The organism is Streptomyces exfoliatus (assembly GCF_000725545.1).
GTDB classification, from domain to species: domain Bacteria; phylum Actinomycetota; class Actinomycetes; order Streptomycetales; family Streptomycetaceae; genus Streptomyces; species Streptomyces exfoliatus.
In genome coordinates this window covers 1-16,093 of the sequence record NZ_JNZP01000051.1, presented here as the reverse complement: position 1 = coordinate 16,093, position 16,093 = coordinate 1, and the positions used below count along the sequence as shown (strand labels likewise).

The 16,093-nt window shown below is 71.0% G+C and carries 15 protein-coding genes and 1 pseudogene; 13 read left to right on the top strand and 3 right to left on the bottom strand.

Translation table 11 applies throughout. From position 1 onward, the window contains the following. Nucleotides 1-132: 132 nt before the first annotated feature. Together IO20_RS42085 and IO20_RS41810 are read left to right on the top strand one after the other, a co-directional pair. A pseudogene (locus tag IO20_RS42085) lies at nucleotides 133-342 on the top strand (helix-turn-helix domain-containing protein); the annotation flags it as partial. Nucleotides 343-357: 15 nt separating this feature from the next. Continuing rightward, nucleotides 358-897 (top strand): MmyB family transcriptional regulator, encoded by a 540-nt coding sequence (locus IO20_RS41810; protein ID WP_281181695.1) that lies wholly within the window; start codon nucleotides 358-360, stop codon nucleotides 895-897. A 73-nt stretch (nucleotides 898-970) separates the two neighbouring features. Here the strand turns inward: IO20_RS41810 and IO20_RS0133200 are convergent, their stop codons facing one another. Beyond that, nucleotides 971-1,639 (bottom strand): ATP-dependent Clp protease proteolytic subunit, encoded by a 669-nt coding sequence (locus IO20_RS0133200; protein WP_030556638.1) that lies wholly within the window; start codon nucleotides 1,637-1,639, stop codon nucleotides 971-973. A 58-nt stretch (nucleotides 1,640-1,697) separates the two neighbouring features. Beyond that, nucleotides 1,698-2,303 (bottom strand): ATP-dependent Clp protease proteolytic subunit, encoded by a 606-nt coding sequence (locus IO20_RS0133195; RefSeq protein ID WP_030221063.1) that lies wholly within the window; start codon nucleotides 2,301-2,303, stop codon nucleotides 1,698-1,700. A gap of 464 nt (nucleotides 2,304-2,767) precedes the next feature. Here IO20_RS0133195 and IO20_RS0133190 point away from each other — a divergent pair, with 464 nt between their 5' ends. The 7 genes from IO20_RS0133190 to IO20_RS0133160 all read left to right on the top strand — a co-directional run bounded on the left by IO20_RS0133190 (nucleotide 2,768) and on the right by IO20_RS0133160 (nucleotide 10,181). Further along, a complete protein-coding gene (locus tag IO20_RS0133190) occupies nucleotides 2,768-3,493 on the top strand; it encodes a dienelactone hydrolase family protein (RefSeq protein WP_030556635.1) in 726 nt (241 codons plus the stop codon). 73 nt (nucleotides 3,494-3,566) lie between these two features. Beyond that, entirely contained in the window at nucleotides 3,567-4,235 is a 669-nt protein-coding gene (locus tag IO20_RS0133185) for a class I SAM-dependent methyltransferase (protein ID WP_030556633.1), read from the top strand. Between the two features lie 104 nt (nucleotides 4,236-4,339). After that, complete coding sequence (locus IO20_RS0133180) at nucleotides 4,340-5,080, top strand: SDR family NAD(P)-dependent oxidoreductase (RefSeq protein WP_030556630.1); 741 nt, start codon at nucleotides 4,340-4,342, stop codon at nucleotides 5,078-5,080. Nucleotides 5,081-5,154: 74 nt separating this feature from the next. Continuing rightward, the gene (locus tag IO20_RS0133175; protein WP_030556628.1) at nucleotides 5,155-6,258 is read left to right on the top strand and encodes an SIS domain-containing protein; all 1,104 of its coding nucleotides are present in this window, start codon (nucleotides 5,155-5,157) and stop codon (nucleotides 6,256-6,258) included. A 3-nt stretch (nucleotides 6,259-6,261) separates the two neighbouring features. Then, on the top strand, nucleotides 6,262-7,461 hold the full coding sequence (locus tag IO20_RS0133170) for an aminotransferase class I/II-fold pyridoxal phosphate-dependent enzyme (protein WP_051875105.1): 1,200 nt from the start codon (nucleotides 6,262-6,264) through the stop codon (nucleotides 7,459-7,461). 244 nt (nucleotides 7,462-7,705) lie between these two features. Further along, a complete protein-coding gene (locus IO20_RS0133165) occupies nucleotides 7,706-9,139 on the top strand; it encodes a Gfo/Idh/MocA family protein (RefSeq protein ID WP_030556624.1) in 1,434 nt (477 codons plus the stop codon). Between the two features lie 31 nt (nucleotides 9,140-9,170). Beyond that, nucleotides 9,171-10,181 (top strand): NEW3 domain-containing protein, encoded by a 1,011-nt coding sequence (locus tag IO20_RS0133160; protein WP_078946288.1) that lies wholly within the window; start codon nucleotides 9,171-9,173, stop codon nucleotides 10,179-10,181. A 77-nt stretch (nucleotides 10,182-10,258) separates the two neighbouring features. Here IO20_RS0133160 and IO20_RS0133155 read toward each other — a convergent pair whose 3' ends face one another. Continuing rightward, entirely contained in the window at nucleotides 10,259-11,056 is a 798-nt protein-coding gene (locus tag IO20_RS0133155; RefSeq protein ID WP_030556621.1) for a DeoR/GlpR family DNA-binding transcription regulator, read from the bottom strand. Between the two features lie 223 nt (nucleotides 11,057-11,279). Between IO20_RS0133155 and IO20_RS0133150 the strand changes: the two genes are divergently transcribed. The 4 genes from IO20_RS0133150 to IO20_RS0133135 all read left to right on the top strand — a co-directional run. Then, entirely contained in the window at nucleotides 11,280-12,230 is a 951-nt protein-coding gene (locus IO20_RS0133150; RefSeq protein WP_030556619.1) for an SIS domain-containing protein, read from the top strand. An 82-nt stretch (nucleotides 12,231-12,312) separates the two neighbouring features. Next, entirely contained in the window at nucleotides 12,313-13,161 is an 849-nt protein-coding gene (locus tag IO20_RS0133145) for a class II fructose-bisphosphate aldolase (RefSeq protein ID WP_030556617.1), read from the top strand. Between the two features lie 115 nt (nucleotides 13,162-13,276). Then, on the top strand, nucleotides 13,277-15,679 hold the full coding sequence (locus tag IO20_RS0133140; RefSeq protein ID WP_051875102.1) for a SpoIIE family protein phosphatase: 2,403 nt from the start codon (nucleotides 13,277-13,279) through the stop codon (nucleotides 15,677-15,679). 26 nt (nucleotides 15,680-15,705) lie between these two features. Continuing rightward, a partial coding sequence (locus IO20_RS0133135) for an IS5 family transposase (RefSeq protein WP_107062873.1) occupies nucleotides 15,706-16,093 on the top strand: 388 nt, incomplete at its 3' end.

Here is a 16,093-nt window from a genome sequence, read left to right as displayed (position 1 = left end):
CTCTGGCGGCGCCGCCACCAGGCCCGATCCAGAACCAGCCATTACCACCGGCAAGCCGCCGATCAGACATGAAGATCACGATCTACAGCTGGAGTATTAGACAACGAAGTCAGCAGGCAGGAACTCGCTCATTTCTTACGCACTCGACGCGAAAGACTCACTCCGGCGGATGTCCATCTCCCGAACGGCTCCCGGCGTCGCACGCCCGGCCTCCGTCGGGAGGAAGTGGCGGCACTCGCGGGTCTGAGCCTCACCTGGTACACGCTCCTCGAACAGGGGAGGAACGTTTCTCCATCATTCAAGGTCCTGGACAGCCTGGCCGGCGCCCTCAATCTGGCCGAGCACGAGCGCGCGTACATGCACCAGCTCGTCCACAGCCGGACCTTCCCCCAGCGCATCGAAAGACGACACGCGCCCACCGAGGCGGCCCTGCAGCAGGTGGCCGACTCGCTGAGCCCCAACCCCGCGTACATCGTGAACAAGATGGGGGACGTCCTCGGCTGGAACGAGGCCGCCGTCGAGTGGTACACCGACTTCGGCCGCATGCCGGAGGCCCGCCGGAACCTGCTCTGGTGGCTGTTCACCGTGCCGGAGGCGAGGGTGCGGCTGGCCGACTGGCGGCGCGACGCCCGGGACCAGGTCGGCAGGCTCCGCGCGGTGTCGGCCGGTTTCCCCGGCCGGAGCTGCGTCAGCGAGATGGTCGACGACCTCAAGCAGGTCAGCGGCGACTTCCGGACCTGGTGGGACGAGTACCGGGTGCTCAACACGGAACCGCAGGTCCGGCGGCTCCGTCACCCCCGGCACGGCACGGTCCCGATGCGCCTCGTCATCCTCGCCGACGGCATGCACCCCTCGCTCGAGGTCGTCTACCACCTGCCGCAGCTGTCCGGCCGCTGAGCGGCGACGGCGGGGCCGGGGAGCGGACTCCCCGGCCCCGCCGGCCGTCGACGGATCCGCCCGCGCGTGTCCGTCAGCGGGCGCGGACGAGGGAACGCGGGCTGATGACGTGGTCGATCAGCCCGAACTCCAGCGCCTGTTCGGCGGTGAGGACGTTGTCCCGCTCGACGTCCTCACGGATCTGGTCCGGGTCCCGCAGGGTGTGTTCGGCGAGCATGCCTTCCACCAGCGCACGCTGACGCTGCACCTCGGTGGCCTGGATCACCAGGTCGGAGACCTGGCCCTGCGTGCCGTGGCTGTGCGGCTGCTGCAGCAGGATCCGGGCGCTGGGCAGGGCCGCGCGCTTGCCGGGCGTACCGGTGGCCAGGATCACGGCGGCCACCGAGTTGGCCTGTCCCAGACAGACGGTCTGGATGTCGGGCTTGACGAACTGCATGGTGTCGTAGACGGCGGTGAGCGCCGTCAGGGAGCCGCCGGGCGAGTTGATGTACAGGGAGATGTCCCGGTCCGGATCCAGGGACTCCAGGCATAACAGCTGGGCCATGATGTCGTTCGCCACGACGTCGTCGACCTCGTGACCGAGGAAGATGATGCGCTCCTCGAAGAGCTTGGCGTAGGGGTCGTACTCCCTGGTGCCCTGTGACGTGCGCTCGATGAAACGCGGCACGATGTAGCGGCTCTGCGGGAGCATGGCACCGGAGCCGGCCGGTCCGGATGCTGGGGAAGAAGTGGGCGTGCTCATGGCGCGCGGTCCTCCGGGTGGGGATGGGTGCTGGATCCGCCGGGAGGCGGGGGAAGAACTAGCGGGGAGAGACGGCGCCGAGGCCGGGGGTCGCGGACGTCACCGACATGACCTCGTCGATCAGGCCGTAGTCCTTGGCCTCCTGCGCGGTGAACCAGCGGTCGCGGTCCGAGTCGCGGGTGATCGTCTCGGTGGACTGGCCGGAGTGATGGGCGATGAGCTCGGCCATCTCCAGCTTGGTGCGCTTCAGCTGGTCCACGTAGATCTTGATGTCCGACGCGGAGCCGGCGAATCCGGCCGAGGGCTGGTGCATCAGGATCTTGGTGTGCGGCAGCGCGAAGCGCTTGCCGGGCGCGCCCGCGGTGAGCAGGAACTGGCCCATGGAGGCGCAGAACCCCATGGCGATGGTGACGACGTCGTTCTTGATGTACTGCATCGTGTCGTACACGGCCATTCCCGCGGTGACGGAGCCACCGGGGGAATTGATGTACAGGTAAATGTCGCGGGTCGGGTCCGCCGCGAGCATCAGCAACTGCGCGGTGATGCGATTCGCGATCTCGTCGTCGACTTCCTTTCCGAGGAAGACGATACGGTCGTTGAGAAGCCGGTTGTAAACAGCGTCACCGCCAGGCATGTCACCTGCGTCGAGGCCGTAAGGCGGCATCCGGTGCGATCCGAGCGGGAACTGCTCAGCACCCATTGTTTCCACTCCCCATCCTTGCGGGTTCCCGGACGTCCGGCCGGGAACCGTCCATTCGGTCAGCGAAGCGGGAGCGAACAGCCCCCACCCTCACATATGGCGAAGCTAACACGCACTCATGCCGGGGGCTGCTCGGGTGCGGAACAGTTCGCTGAGAGCGGAGGTCACGGCGCGGTGCGATCAAGTGGCCGGAAAACGCTGGGATTTGCGGTTGCGATAGGCCTGATGCCTGCTGGTATCCGTTCGCCTTCCCTCCGAGAACGGTGCATAGGGAAAGAATGGGGAGACGGATCCGGCCAGGTGTGCGGTGGTCGGCATGGCGGCCGAGTCGGTCACTTCCGGCCACCGGAATGAGCGGTTCACATCCCTCCCCGACACCGCGCGGCAGACCGGACCTGCCGGCTCGACGATCACTAGAATCCGGGCTCATGAGCACGGTTACCACGCGCACGGTCGCGTATCCGGCCGACGGCCTGACGATGATCGGGCACCTCGCACTCCCGGCCGGTGACGACCGCCGGCCCGCTGTCCTGGTCGGCCCCGAGGGGCCGGGCCTGAACGACTTCCAGCGCGGCCGGGCCGACTCCCTGGCCGAGCTGGGGTACGTGGCGCTGGCGTTCGACATCAACGGCGGGCGCTGGTTCACCGACCCCGGGGAGATGCTGGCGCGCGTGACCCCCCTCCTCGCCGACCCCGACCGGATGCGGGACATCGGGCACGCGGCACTCGACGTACTGCTCGCCGAACCGCGCACCGACCCCGACCGGATCGCCGCCGTCGGCTACGGCACCGGGGGCGCCATCGCCCTGGAACTCGGGCGCGACGGCGTCGACCTGCGCGCGATCGGCACGGTCAACGCGCTGACCACGGGCCGTCCCGGCGAGGCGGCGCGCATCCGCTGCCCCGTGTGGGCCGGGGTCGGGTCGGAGGACCCGATCATGCCGCCCGCCCAACGGGAGGCCTTCACCGCCGAAATAGAGGCCGCGGGCGTCGACTGGCGGCTCGTGGTCTACGGCGGCGCCCTGCACGCCTTCCACCACCCGCCGGTCGACCAGGCCGTGGTCCCCGGCGTCGGGTACCACCCGCGGCACGCACGGCGGGCCTGGCGCGACGTCGTCGACCTGCTCGACGAGTGCGTTCCCGTGCCGGGGTGAGCCGGTAGGCGACCGCGATCCGGGCTCCGGCCCTGCCGGACCCGGGTCCGCCGCGCGGTCCTATCGTGGGCCGATGCGCGCACACCGTATCGACAGCCCCGCCGATCTCGACGTGGTCCGTGAGTCCTATGACCGCGTGGCCGACAACTACGCCGACATGGTCGTGACGACCGGGATCGGCGACATCCGCCGCCACCCCTGGCACAAGGCGTCCATCGACGCCTTCGCCGACACCGTGGGCGGGCTCGGGCCCGTCCTCGACGTCGGCTGCGGACCCGGAACGGTCACCGCCTACCTGGCCGAGCGCGGCCTCGACGTGTCCGGGGTGGACCTCTCCCCCCGGATGATCGAGAACGCGCGCCGGCTGTATCCGCAGTGCCGCTTCGAGGTCGCCTCCGCGACCGACCTCGACCTCGGGGAGGCGTCCCTGGGCGGTGTGCTCGGGTGGTGGTCGCTGTTCAACCTGCCCCGTGACGTCCTTCCGCAGGTCCTCGCGTTGTTCGCACGGGCGTTGAAGCCGGGCGGGCACTTCCTCACCGCCACGCACGTCGGCGATGAGGACCTGCTGCGCACCGAGGCCTACGGCGGTGTGCCGGTCCGCTGGACGACCCACAAGTGGCGGCCGGACCAGCTCGTGGAGCTGATCGAGCAGGCCGGCCTTCGTCCGGTCGCCGAACTGCGGCTCCCCGCGGACGAGCACAGCGGGCCGGGCCTGGTCGTCATGGCGGGCAAGCCCGGCTGAGGACGGGAGTGGTAGTCGGAGTACCAGCATGGCGACGTTCTGGTTACGCGCGCTCCCGCCGTGAAGGGTGATCCCCGAACAGCCGTCGGTCCGAGGGGGATCCCATGCCAGAACGCCTTGCCGTCGTCACCGGGGGCACCAAGGGAATCGGGGTGAGCCTCAGCAGGCGGCTGCTGACGACGGGCCACCGGGTCGTCGCCCTCTACCGGGGCGACGAGGAGTCCGCCGCCCTCGCGAAGAAGGAACTGGGCGGCGGGTTCACGGCGGTACGGGCGGACGTCTCCGACGCCGGGGACGTCGCCCGGGTGACCGCGCTCGTCCTGGAGGCGCACGGCACCCCGTCCGTACTCGTCAACAACGCGGGCCGCAACATCGACGGACCGTTCCTGGAGATGACCACCTCGGACTGGGACCAGGTCCTCGCCGCCAACCTGTCCGGCCCCTTCTACATGACCAGGGCCCTGGCCCCGGCCATGCTCGCGGCCGGCGGCGGCTCGGTCGTCAACGTCGCCGCCACCACCGGCATCCGGCCGCGGCTCAACGGAGCCAACTACTGCGCCAGCAAGGCCGGTCTGCTGCACCTCACCAAGTGCCTGGCGCTCGAACTCGCCCCGGCCATCCGGGTGAACTCCCTGATCCCCGGAATGATCGACACCGAGGAGATGCGCACGCGTTTCCGTACGGACGAACAGGAACACCGGGACCGGCTGCTCGCCGAGATCCCCCAGGGCCGGATCGGCAGCCCGGAGGAGATGGCCGACGCGCTGGAGTTCCTGGTGAGCGAGAAGGCCGCCTACATCACCGGCCAGAAGTTCATCGTCGACGGCGGCCAGTTCATGTGGTAGCGGCGCACGACGCCGGATCCGAAGGTCACCCCTCCGAGCCTCCCACCGCACGGACAACCGAAAGGGAACACCCCATGCAGTCGCGCATCGATCGGTACGAGGAGTTTCTGAACACGCAGTACCGGGGCGGCTTCCGCAAGCCGGAGGAGTACTCGATCGCCGAGATCACCCCCGCCCTCCGGGACCGCATGAAGAACGGGCACTTCAAGCGGGTCGTGTTCACCGGCATGGGCTGCTCGGCCATCGTCTCGGACGTCGTCCGGGCCTTCTTCACCTCCGTCGGCAGCGAGCTGGAGTTCCACGTCTTCAACGACTACGACTTCCGCTACCTCATACCGGAGTCCGTCATCGAGGACGAGCGGACGCTCGTCGTCCTCAGCTCCTACAGCGGACACTCCAACGAGCCGCTGCACGTCTTCCACCGGCTCGCGCACGCCCACGACCGGGTGCTGCTGCTCACCTCCGGCGGCAGGCTGGGCGACCTCGGCAAGGAGCACGGCGTCTCCATCGCCCGCTGGCAGCTCAGCGAGCCGGACCGCGAGTACCCGCTGTTCCACGTCGGCCAGTACTTCGCGATCCTCCTCGACATGTTCTACGAACTCGGTCTGATCTCACAGGACTTCCGCGCCGAGGTGGCGGCGCTCCCCGACCACCTGGCGAGCGACTTCACCCCGGCCCACCGCGAGCTGGCCCGCCTGGCCGCGGCCCGCAGCGAGGACGCCAACGTCATCATGCTGGCGTCGCCCAAGTGGCACGAGAGCCTGCTGAAGCTGGCCAAGATGCACCTCAACGAGATCGCGATGGTCCCGGCCACGCGCAACTACTTCCACGAGTTCTGCCACAGCGAGGTCGCGACCCTCTCCGACCCGACGCGGAAGCACAGCGTGCTGATCCTCCAGGACGACGAGGACGACGAGTACACCCGGGAGAAGACGGCCAACCTGATCCGGCTGCTGACCGCCGACCTGCCGCAGAACCGCAACGTCGAGGTCACCGCGATCCCGCTTGACCAGCCCACCTTCATGCGGAAGTACTTCACCGCCCTCGAACTGGTCCAGTACCTCACCCTCGACCTCGGCCGGGCCCGCGACACCGAGTCACGGAACCTGATCTCCGAGGCCGCCGGCAACCCCTGGTACCACGGGGACACCATCCGCGCGGAACTCGCACAGGGTTAGGGGGTGTCCTGTCGATCAGGCCGTGACCGTGACCGAGCCGTCCGCATCCAGCACTTCCGGCCGTCGGTCTTCAGCGAGATGAGGGACCTGGCCGTCCGTACCGGGGCCGTCGACCTGGGGCAGGGGGCGCCGGCCATGGCCGCCCCCGCCGCCCTGACGGCCGCCGTCGCCGCGGCCGTGGAGAAGGGCCTGAACCAGTACTCCCCCGCGGCCGGACTCCCCGAGCTGCGCGCGGCCGTGGCCTCCTACCGGCGGCGGACCACCGGTGTCCGGTACCGGCCGGACACCGAGGTGGTCGTCACCGCCGGTGCCACCGAGGCACTGTCGGCCGCTCTGCTCGCCCTCTGCGACCCGGGGGACGAGGTGCTCGCCTTCGACCCCTGCTACGACGCCTACTCGGCCTGCGCTGAGCTGGCCGGCGCCCGCCTGGTGACCGTGCCCCTGGCCGCGCGGGACGGAGGCTTCGCCCTGGACGAGGCCGCGCTGCGGGCCGGCTTCGGGCCGCGCACCCGGGTGCTGCTGTTCAACTCCCCGCACAACCCGACGGGAAAGGTGTTCACGGACGAGGAACTGGCCGTGGTCGCCGCCCTCTGCCGGGAGCACGGGGTGGTCGTCGTCGCCGACGAGGTGTACGAGCACCTGGCGTACGACGGGCGGCCCCACCGCACCATCGCCGCCCTTCCCGGCATGCGGGAGCGCACCCTCGTCGTCTCCGGGGCGGGCAAGACGTTCAACGTGACCGGCTGGCGGATCGGCTGGGCCTGCGGGCCGGCCCCGCTGGTGGACGCCCTTCTGTCGGTCAAGCAGTTCGTCACCTTCGCGGCGGGCACGCCCTTCCAGGCCGCCGTGGCCGGGGCACTGTGGGACGTCGAGAGCTGGGCCGTCGAGCTGCGCGAGGAGCTGTCGGCCCGTCGGGACCTGCTGACGGCCGGGCTCGAAGCGGCGGGGCTGCCCGCGTTTCCCGGCGAGGGCGGCTACTTCGTCCTGGCGGACGTGCGGGGGTGGGGCTACCGGGACGACGTGGAGTTCTGCCGCGATCTGCCGGCGCGCGCCGGAGTGGTGGCCATCCCGTGCTCCGCCTTCCGTCACCACGCCGACGCCCCCCGATGGCTGGCCCGTTTCGCCTTCTGCAAGTCCACGGAGGCCGTCGCCGAAGCCGTGGCCCGTCTCGGGGCGGCGGGAGGCGCGGGCGCCGGGCGGTGAGCCGGGCGTCGCACCTCAAGCCGGTTCCGAGATCCGGTTCCGAGATGCGGTTCCGAGCCGGTTGCGAGGTCCGTACCCAGGAATCCGGTTGCTCATGTCGCGCAGGGTCCACGCATCGAAAGCGGCCGGAGATGCGCGACCTTGCGTGTAACTCCCCTTTACTGAGCACCTATTGACACGCCTCTGATCGCCCCGTCACAGTCGTCACGCGCCCGTGCCGTCCGTATCGAGGAGCGATGAATCCATGACAGGAACCTCCGCAGTCTCCCGCCGCCTGCTTCTGGGAGGTGCCCTGGCCGCCACCGGAGCCCTCGCGACGGGGGTCGGGGCGGCCCCCGACGCCGTCGCGGCGGGTACGGCGGTGCCCGCACCGGCCCGGAAGCCGGGTCAGACGTCGATGATCGACGTGCCCTACGACGTGCACCGGACGGTCCGCGTGGGCGTCATCGGTCTGGGCAACCGCGGCTCCGGCATGACCACGGGCTGGTCGGTCGTGCCCGGCTGCACCGTCACCGCCGTCTGCGACATCCGCGCCGACCGCGCCACCAGAGTCGCCGACCGGCTGGCCGCCGCCGGCAAGCCGCGTCCCGTCGAGTTCGGCGGCTCGGCCGACTCGTACGCCGAGATGCTGCGGCGCGACGACATCGACCTCGTCTACATCGCCACGCCGTGGGAGTTCCACTACGAACAGGGCAAGGCGGCGCTGCTCGCCGGCAAGCACGTCGTCGTCGAACTGCCCATCGCCACCGGCCTCGACGAGCTGTGGGACCTCGTCGACACCTCCGAGCGGACCCGGCGCCACCTGATGCTGTCGGAGAACTGCAGCTACGGCCGCAACGAGCTGGCCATGCTCAAGATGGCGCACGAGGGGCTGTTCGGCGACATCACGAACGGACACGGCGGCTATCTGCACGACCTGCGGGCGCTGCTGTTCTCCGACACGTACTACACCGATTCGTGGCGCCGGCTGTGGCACACCCGCAGCACCGCCTCCTTCTACGCCATGCACGGCCTCGCGCCGATCGCCGCGGCCATGGACATCAACCGGGGCGACCGCATGACCACGCTGCGCGCCACGGCGACCGAGCCGAAGGGTCTGGCCGACTACCGGGAGCGGTTCGTGCCCAGGAACCACCCCTCCTGGAACGAGACGTACGTCAACGGCGATCTGGTCACCTGTCTCATCGACACCGCCAAGGGCCGGGTCATCCGCGCCGAGCACGAGGTGAGTTCCCCCCGGCCGTACAGCCGGATCAACAGCCTCGCGGGCAGCCGGGGCATCTTCGAGGACTACGCGGGCGTGGTGTCGTCCGGCGGCGGGCGGATCTACGTCGAGCCGGACCACAGCGGTCACGCCTGGCGGGACTTCGGCTCGTACCGCAAGGAGTTCGACCACTGGCTGTGGAAGAAGATCGGTGACGACGCGGCGAACAACGGCGGTCACGGCGGGATGGACTACGTCCTGCAGTGGCGGACGGTGCAGTTGATGCGGGCGGGTCTGGTGCCCGACATCGACGTGTACGACTCGGCGTCCTGGTGCGCCCCCGTCCCCCTGAGTGTCATGTCCCTGGCAGCCAAGGGGCGTCCCGTGCAGGTCCCCGACTTCACCCGTGGCTCCTGGGTCAACCTCCGCACGGGCCTCGACTCGCGCACCACCGAGATGCCTCCCGTCGTCTGACCCCTCCGCCCGTCTCGAGAAGGAGCAGCACGTGAGATCAGCAGGACTGATCGGAACGCTCAGAGCGGTGGCCGTGGCGGGGGCGCTCGCCCTCCTGCCGACCGCGACGGCCGTCGGGTCGGCGGCCGCGGCGGAGACGGAGCCGCTGCCGGCCGCCGCCGCCACGGAGGTGACGATCTCCCCCGTGGACCTGGCGGGTCCGGCCATCTCCACGGTGAAGGTGACCGTCACCAACGCCGGACCGGCCCGGATGCGCTCGCTGACGGTGTCCTTCGGCGGACCGGCCGGCTGGGCCGTACAGCCCTCCGCCGTCCGCGTGGACGGCTCCCTCCCCACGGGAGCCTCCTCCGACGCCACGTTCCGGATCCAGGTACCGGAGCAGCGCGACGGCTTCACCGTCCGTACGTTCACGGCGACCGCGACCTACCAGGGCGGTGACGGACGCGGTTCGGCCACGGCGACCAGGACCCAGCGCAGCGGCACTCCCCTGGCCCGGCTGGCCGACGCGTACAACAACGTGGCGGTGACCGACGAGAGCAACACCGCTCCCGGCGACTACGACGGCGAGGGCAACAGCTTCTCCGCGCAGAAGCTCGCCGACGTCGGGCTGCGCCCCGGCGGCACCGTCGACGCCCTCGGCGCGCGCCTCGTCTGGCCGAACGTGCCGAGCGGCACCCGGAACAACGCCACCGCGTCTGGCCAGGCCGTCACCCTGAACGGCTCCGGCAGCAAGCTCGTGTTCCTCGGCTCGGGCGTCACCAGCGGGGCCTCGGGCACCGCCACCGTGTACTACACGGACGGGACGAGCGGTACCGGCACGTTCGGCTTCCCCAACTGGTCGTTCGACCCGGCGAACGCCCACGGGGCGACCCTGGTGGCGTCGAGCGACGGCCGCAACCGGCCGAGCGGGTACGGGAACGCCGGCATCAAGTACCGCGTCTTCGCCCACTCCATCCCGCTGGACCCGGCCAAGCAGGTCGACTTCGTGGTGCTGCCGAGCAACGGCAACATCCACCTCTTCGACATGGCCGTCGCGCCCTGATCAGGCGCGACGACCAGCCGCCCCCGGACCTCGGCAGAGGTCCGGGGGCGGCCCGGTTCCGTCCGCACGGCGCTCCGTCAGACCGCGATGACCTTGACGCCGTGGTCGGTGAGGCTCGCGACCATGTCGGCCGGCACGCCCGAGTCGGTCACGACGACGTCGATGGCGTCGAGTCCGCAGATGCGGGCGAAGGCGCGCTTGCCCATCTTGGACGAGTCCGTGGCCACGACGACGCGCTGGGCGCGTTCGGCGAACAGTCTGCTGATGCTCGCCTCGTCCTCATGGCGGGTCATCACACCGAGCTGGGCGTCGAGCCCGTCGACGCCGAGGACGGCGACGTCGAGGACGACCTCCTTCAGCACGCCGGCCGTCAGGGGCCCCACCAGCTCGTACGTCTGGGGGCGGGCCACCCCGCCGGTGACCACGATCTTGATCTGGGGCCGTACGGCGAGTTCGCCCGCGATGTTCAGGGCGTTGGTCACGACGGTGAAGGCGGGCGCCGATGTCTCGGGCGCGTTGCGCCGCCCGCCGCCCACCCGGAGCGCGAGGGCGCGGGCCACCTCCGTGGTGGTGGTCCCGCCGTTGAGCCCCACGACCTCTCCCTCGCCGACGAGTTCGGCGACCGCCGCCGCGATGCGCTGCTTCTCGGAGGCGTTCCGCGAGGACTTGTACCGCAGGGGCAGTTCGTAGGAGACGCCGTGGGCGATGGCTCCGCCGCGCGTCCGGACGAGCATCTGCTGCTCCGCCAGCTCGTCGAGGTCCCGCCGGATGGTCGCGGCCGAGACCCGCAGGGACGCGGCGGCCTCCTCGACCTCCAGCCTGCCCTCGGCGGCGAGGAGCTCGAGGAGCGCGTTCCACCGCTCGTGTTTGGACATGCTTCGGAGCTCCTTGGCCGTTCACCGATGGACAGGGAGCGTAACGCGTCGGCGGAAGGGCATGCAGCCCCGGGGTTACGCGTCCGCGCCACGCCGGTCCCGGCCGTGCCCTCTGGACCACGAGCTGTCGTTCCGACATACTTCTCGCACCAAATATGCTCGCAAATGTTCGAAGCAAGCGCTGATCATGCGCTTTCACGCACTCCCCGAGGAGCCGTTCCGTATGACCACCACAGCGTCGTCCCGTACCGCCGTCGAGATCGCCACCCAGCCGGACACCTGGCTGCGTGCCAAGGAGTCGCTCGGCCTGTACGCCGACGTCCTGCCCCGCCGGGGCGAGCGCGTGGCCGTCGTCGGCTGCGGGACCTCCTGGTTCATGGCCCTGGCGTACGCCGAACTCCGCGAGCGCGGCGGGCACGGCGAGACGGACGCGTTCGCGGCCTCGGAGTTCCCGCACGGGCGCCGCTACGACCGCGTGCTCGCGATCAGCCGGTCCGGCACCACGACCGAGGTCCTGGACCTCCTGACCCGGCTGAAGGGCACGACGCCGACCGGGGCCATCACCGCCGACCCCGAGACTCCCGTCATGCGGATCGCCGACAGCGTCGCCGTACTGGGCTTCGCCGACGAGGAGTCGGTGGTGCAGACGCGGTTCGCCACCACCGTGCTCGCGCTGCTCCGCGCGCACCTGGAGACGGAGGACGCGCTGCCGGCCGGCGTGGGGCCGCTCGACCGGGCGATCTCCGACGCGCGGCGCGCCCTCGCCCAGGACCTGGACCCCGAGGTGTGCGCCGCCGAGCAGTTCACCTTCCTCGGCACCCACTGGACCTACGGGCTGGCCCTCGAAGCCGGCCTGAAGATGCGCGAGGCCGCCGGGGCGTGGACGGAGGCGTACCCGGCCATGGAGTACCGGCACGGGCCGATCAGCATCACCGGGCCCGGCCGGGTGGCGTGGGTGTTCGGTCCGACCCCGCGGGGGCTCGCCGACGACGTGGCCCGGGTCGGCGGCACGATGATCGCGGAATCCGGGGGCGGCTCCGGCGCGCTCGACCCGCTGGCGGACCTCGTCCTGGCCCAGCGGCTCGCCGTCCGGCTCGCCGAGGCGCAGGGCGACGACCCGGACCGGCCGCGCAACCTGACCCGTTCGGTGATCCTCGACGGCCCGCACGCGTGACACCCGGGCCCCGGCCCGCCCCGTTCTCCGTACCCCAGTCCCGTACGTCAGTCCCCGAGTGTCCGTTTCCGTGGAGAGAGCCATGCCCCTGTCAGCCACTGACGAGATCGTCGCCCCCGCGTACGCGGGAACGTCGGGCGTCGGAGCGTTCAACGTCATCCAGATCGAGCACGCCGAGGCGATCGTCGCCGGAGCGGAGAGCGCCGGGCTGCCGGTCATCCTCCAGATCAGCGAGAACACCGTCCGCTACCACGGTGCGCTCGCGCCGATCGGCCTCGCGGCCCTCGCCGTCGCCCGGGGTGCGGGCGTCCCCGTGGCCGTCCACCTCGACCACGCCGAATCGGCCGACCTGGTCCGCGAGGCCGTCGACCTCGGCTTCACCTCCGTCATGTTCGACGCCTCCAGGCTGTCCTACGCCCAGAACGTGGCGGCCACCCGGGAGATCACGGACCTCTGCCACCGCGCGGGCGTGTGGGTCGAGGCGGAACTGGGCGAGGTCGGCGGCAAGGACGGCGCCCACGCCCCCGGCGTCCGCACCGACCCCGACGAGGCGGTCGCCTTCGTCACGGCGACGGCCGTGGACGCCCTGGCGGTCGCCGTGGGCAGTTCGCACGCCATGCTCACCCGCGACGCCGTCCTGGACTTCGGTCTCATCGCCCGCCTGCGGGCCGCCGTGGGCGTGCCGCTCGTCCTGCACGGCTCCTCCGGGGTCGGCGACGACGACCTCGCCAAGGCGGTGACGGCCGGCATGACCAAGGTGAACGTGGCCACCCACCTCAACAAGACCTTCACCCGGACCGTGCGCGACCACCTCGACGCCCACCCCGAGACCGCCGACCCCCGCAAGTACCTCGGACCCGCGCGGGCGTCCGTCGCGACGGAGGTGGCACGGCTCCTGCGCGTGCTGAAGGTCGACTGGCCTGCGGCGTGAGCCGTAGGGGTGAGCCGTAGGGGTGAGCCGTAGGGGTGATCCGGAGGGGATGAGCCGCCATTCGGCCTCCCCGGCATGCCGGGGAGCGCGCATCCGGGCAGAGTGACATGGAGGCATGGTCCTCGCCGGCGACCAGGCGTGGAACGGAGTGTGCACCCGGATGGCCCGCAGCAACGACGACCCTCTCGACGCCGGGCACGCGGCCGGGCTCGTCGTGGACGCGGGCGGAACCATCCTGAGCTGTACGCCGGCGGCCGAGGCACTCCTCAACCGTACGGCGGACGACCTGTGCGGGCGGCGGATCCGGGACCTGCTCGCGGACCCCGCGACCTGGCCTGCGGTCCTGGCCCAGCGGGACGGACCGGTCTGGGAGGGGCACGCGCGACTCGCCCCTGACGGCGGCGACGACGTGCTGTTCCGGGTCCTGCCGCTCGACGAGGGACGCCTGACCGGTCGCGCGCAGCAGTCCCTCGTCCTCCTCGCCCCGCGCGCGCTGGTCGCGCAATGGCGCCAGGGGCACGCCTTCATGCGGGAGCTGTTCCTCCAGGAACGAATCGGCCTCGCTGTTCTGGACAGGAATCTGCGGGTGGTGCGGACGAACACCCACCTGCTGCCCTACTCGGGTGTACCCGGCGATCTGAGCGGGTTCCGGCTCGCGGACTTTCTGTGGGAGTCGGACGCCCACGTGATCGAGACGCGGCTGTGGGAGGTCCTGGAGACCGGGATTCCGCTGGTCGCGGTCGACGTGGAGGCCCACACCCATGTCGACCCGGGCACCGGGCGGATCATGGCGGTGTCGGCGTTCCGCCTCCAGGAGGCGAACGGCGCGGTCGCGGGGGTCACGGCCCTGTTCCTCGACGTCACGGAGCAGCGGCTCTCGCAGCGCCGCCTCGACCTGCTGCACCGGGTGAGCACGGTGCTGAGCACGAACCTGTCCGCCGAGGAGACGGCACGGGACCTGGCCGAGGTGCTCGTTCCGGCACTTGCCGACGTGGCCGTCATCGAGGTCGCGCAGGCCGTGTTCACGAGCGAGGAGCCCGCCCCCGAGGACCACCGGATGCACACCCTGCGTCTGACGGCGGAGGCGGGCGCCCGCCCCGGTACCGGGGCCGGTGCCGACGTCGAGGTGGACTCCGACGGTGTCCTGTCGGGCCGGATGTGGTCACCGGCCTCGGAAGAGGGAGCCGACGACGACTTCCCCTCCCCGCACGGAATGCGTACGTGGCTGCGCGCCCGTGGCCTGCTCCTCGGCCGGATCCGGGTGGGGCGGGAGGGCGAGCATCCGCCGTACGTCCCCGAGGACCTCGCCCTCCTGGAGGAGATCGCCTCGCGGGCCGCCCTCGTCATCGACAACGCGCGCCGGTACGCCCGCGAGAGGAACGCCGCGGTCAGGCTGCAGCGCAGTCTGCTGCCGTCCCCCACGACCGATACCGTCGCGGTCCACACCGCGAGCGTGTACCTCCCGACCGACACGGCCACCGGGGTCAGCGGCGACTGGTTCGACGTCATCCCGCTCTCCTCCGCGCGGGTCGCGCTCGTCGTCGGGGACGTCGTCGGGCACGGCCTGCAGGCCACCGCCACGATGGCACGGCTGCGTACGGCCGTACGGACGCTCGCGGACCTGGACCTCGAACCAGACGAGCTGCTGACCCATCTCGACGACCTCGTCACCCAGTTCGTGATGGAGGCCGGCGAGGCGACCCGTCCGCCGGGGGGCGAGCCGGGCTTCGGCTCGTTCGGCGCCACGTGTCTGTACCTGACGTACGACCCGGTGACCCGGAGGTGTCTGATGGCCGCCGCGGGACATCCCCCGCCGGCCCTGGTGGCTCCGGACGGCACGGTCCGCTACCTGGACCTCAGCCCCGGGCCACCGCTGGGAGTCGGCGGACTGCCCTTCGAGCCCTTCGAGGTCGAGGTGGCGGACGGCAGCGTTCTCGCGCTGTACACCGACGGCCTCATCGAGCGCGGCCACGACGATCTGGACCAGGGGATGGCGGCGCTCGGGGACGCGCTGTCGGCGGCGTTCGCCGTCGGCCGGTCCCTCGAGGACGCCGGTCCCGAGATGGTGGCGGGACTCGTTCCCGGCCCGCTGTCGGACGACGTGACGCTCCTGCTCGCGCGGACCCGCGGGATCCCGGCGCGATCCACCGCCACCTGGACCTTCGACGCGGATCCGGCGGTGGTGGCCGAGGCACGGGAACACGTACTGGGCCGGCTGTCGGAATGGGGCCTGGACGATCTGGCCTTCACCACCGAGCTGGTGGCCAGCGAACTGGTCACCAACGCCATCCGCTACGCGGGCGGTCCCATCGAACTCAGGCTGATCCTCGCGGCCTCGCTGATCTGCGAGGTCTCCGACCGCAGCGGCACCCAGCCCAGGATGCGCCGCGCCCAGGCCTCGGAGGAGGGCGGCAGGGGCCTCTTCCTGATCGCCCAGCTCACCGAACGCTGGGGCAGTCGCTACACCCGCCACGGCAAGACCATCTGGACGGAACAGACCCTGCCTCCACGGCCCTAGGCAGTGTCTTCAAATGATCACCGCTGGTGGATCATGGTGTCGTGATACGTCGCCATGAACTGTCCGATGCCGAGTGGGAGTTCGTCCGGCCGTTGCTGCCCGAGTCGTTGCGGGGGCGGAAGCGTCTGGACGACCGCCGGGTCCTGAACGGGATCGTGTGGAAGTTCCGCACCGGGACGGCCTGGCGGGATGTGCCCGAGCGATACGGTCCGTGGGCCACGCTGCATACGCGTTTTCGCAGGTGGGCGGCGGACGGGACGTTCGACCGGATGCTTCGGGCCGCGCAGGCGAAGACGGACGCGGCGGGCGACATCGAGTGGCTGGTGTCGGTCGATTCCACGGTCGTCCGGGCCCACCAGCATGCGGCGGGGGCTCGAAAAGGGGGCTCCGCGACCCGGCCATCGGCCGGTCCAG

Excerpts from the sequence above, each read along its gene's own strand:
- IO20_RS0133145 (WP_030556617.1), top strand. The coding sequence starts at position 12,313 with ATGCCCCTGTCAGCCACTGACGAGATCGTCGCCCCCGCGTACGCGGGA.
- IO20_RS0133165 (WP_030556624.1), top strand. The coding sequence starts at position 7,706 with ATGACAGGAACCTCCGCAGTCTCCCGCCGCCTGCTTCTGGGAGGTGCC.
- IO20_RS41810 (WP_281181695.1), top strand. The coding sequence starts at position 358 with ATGCACCAGCTCGTCCACAGCCGGACCTTCCCCCAGCGCATCGAAAGA.
- IO20_RS0133140 (WP_051875102.1), top strand. The coding sequence starts at position 13,277 with ATGGTCCTCGCCGGCGACCAGGCGTGGAACGGAGTGTGCACCCGGATG.
- IO20_RS0133190 (WP_030556635.1), top strand. The coding sequence starts at position 2,768 with ATGAGCACGGTTACCACGCGCACGGTCGCGTATCCGGCCGACGGCCTG.
- IO20_RS0133185 (WP_030556633.1), top strand. The coding sequence starts at position 3,567 with ATGCGCGCACACCGTATCGACAGCCCCGCCGATCTCGACGTGGTCCGT.
- IO20_RS0133155 (WP_030556621.1), bottom strand. The coding sequence starts at position 11,056 with ATGTCCAAACACGAGCGGTGGAACGCGCTCCTCGAGCTCCTCGCCGCC.
- IO20_RS0133200 (WP_030556638.1), bottom strand. The coding sequence starts at position 1,639 with ATGAGCACGCCCACTTCTTCCCCAGCATCCGGACCGGCCGGCTCCGGT.
- IO20_RS0133180 (WP_030556630.1), top strand. The coding sequence starts at position 4,340 with ATGCCAGAACGCCTTGCCGTCGTCACCGGGGGCACCAAGGGAATCGGG.
- IO20_RS0133150 (WP_030556619.1), top strand. The coding sequence starts at position 11,280 with ATGACCACCACAGCGTCGTCCCGTACCGCCGTCGAGATCGCCACCCAG.
- IO20_RS0133195 (WP_030221063.1), bottom strand. The coding sequence starts at position 2,303 with ATGCCGCCTTACGGCCTCGACGCAGGTGACATGCCTGGCGGTGACGCT.
- IO20_RS0133175 (WP_030556628.1), top strand. The coding sequence starts at position 5,155 with ATGCAGTCGCGCATCGATCGGTACGAGGAGTTTCTGAACACGCAGTAC.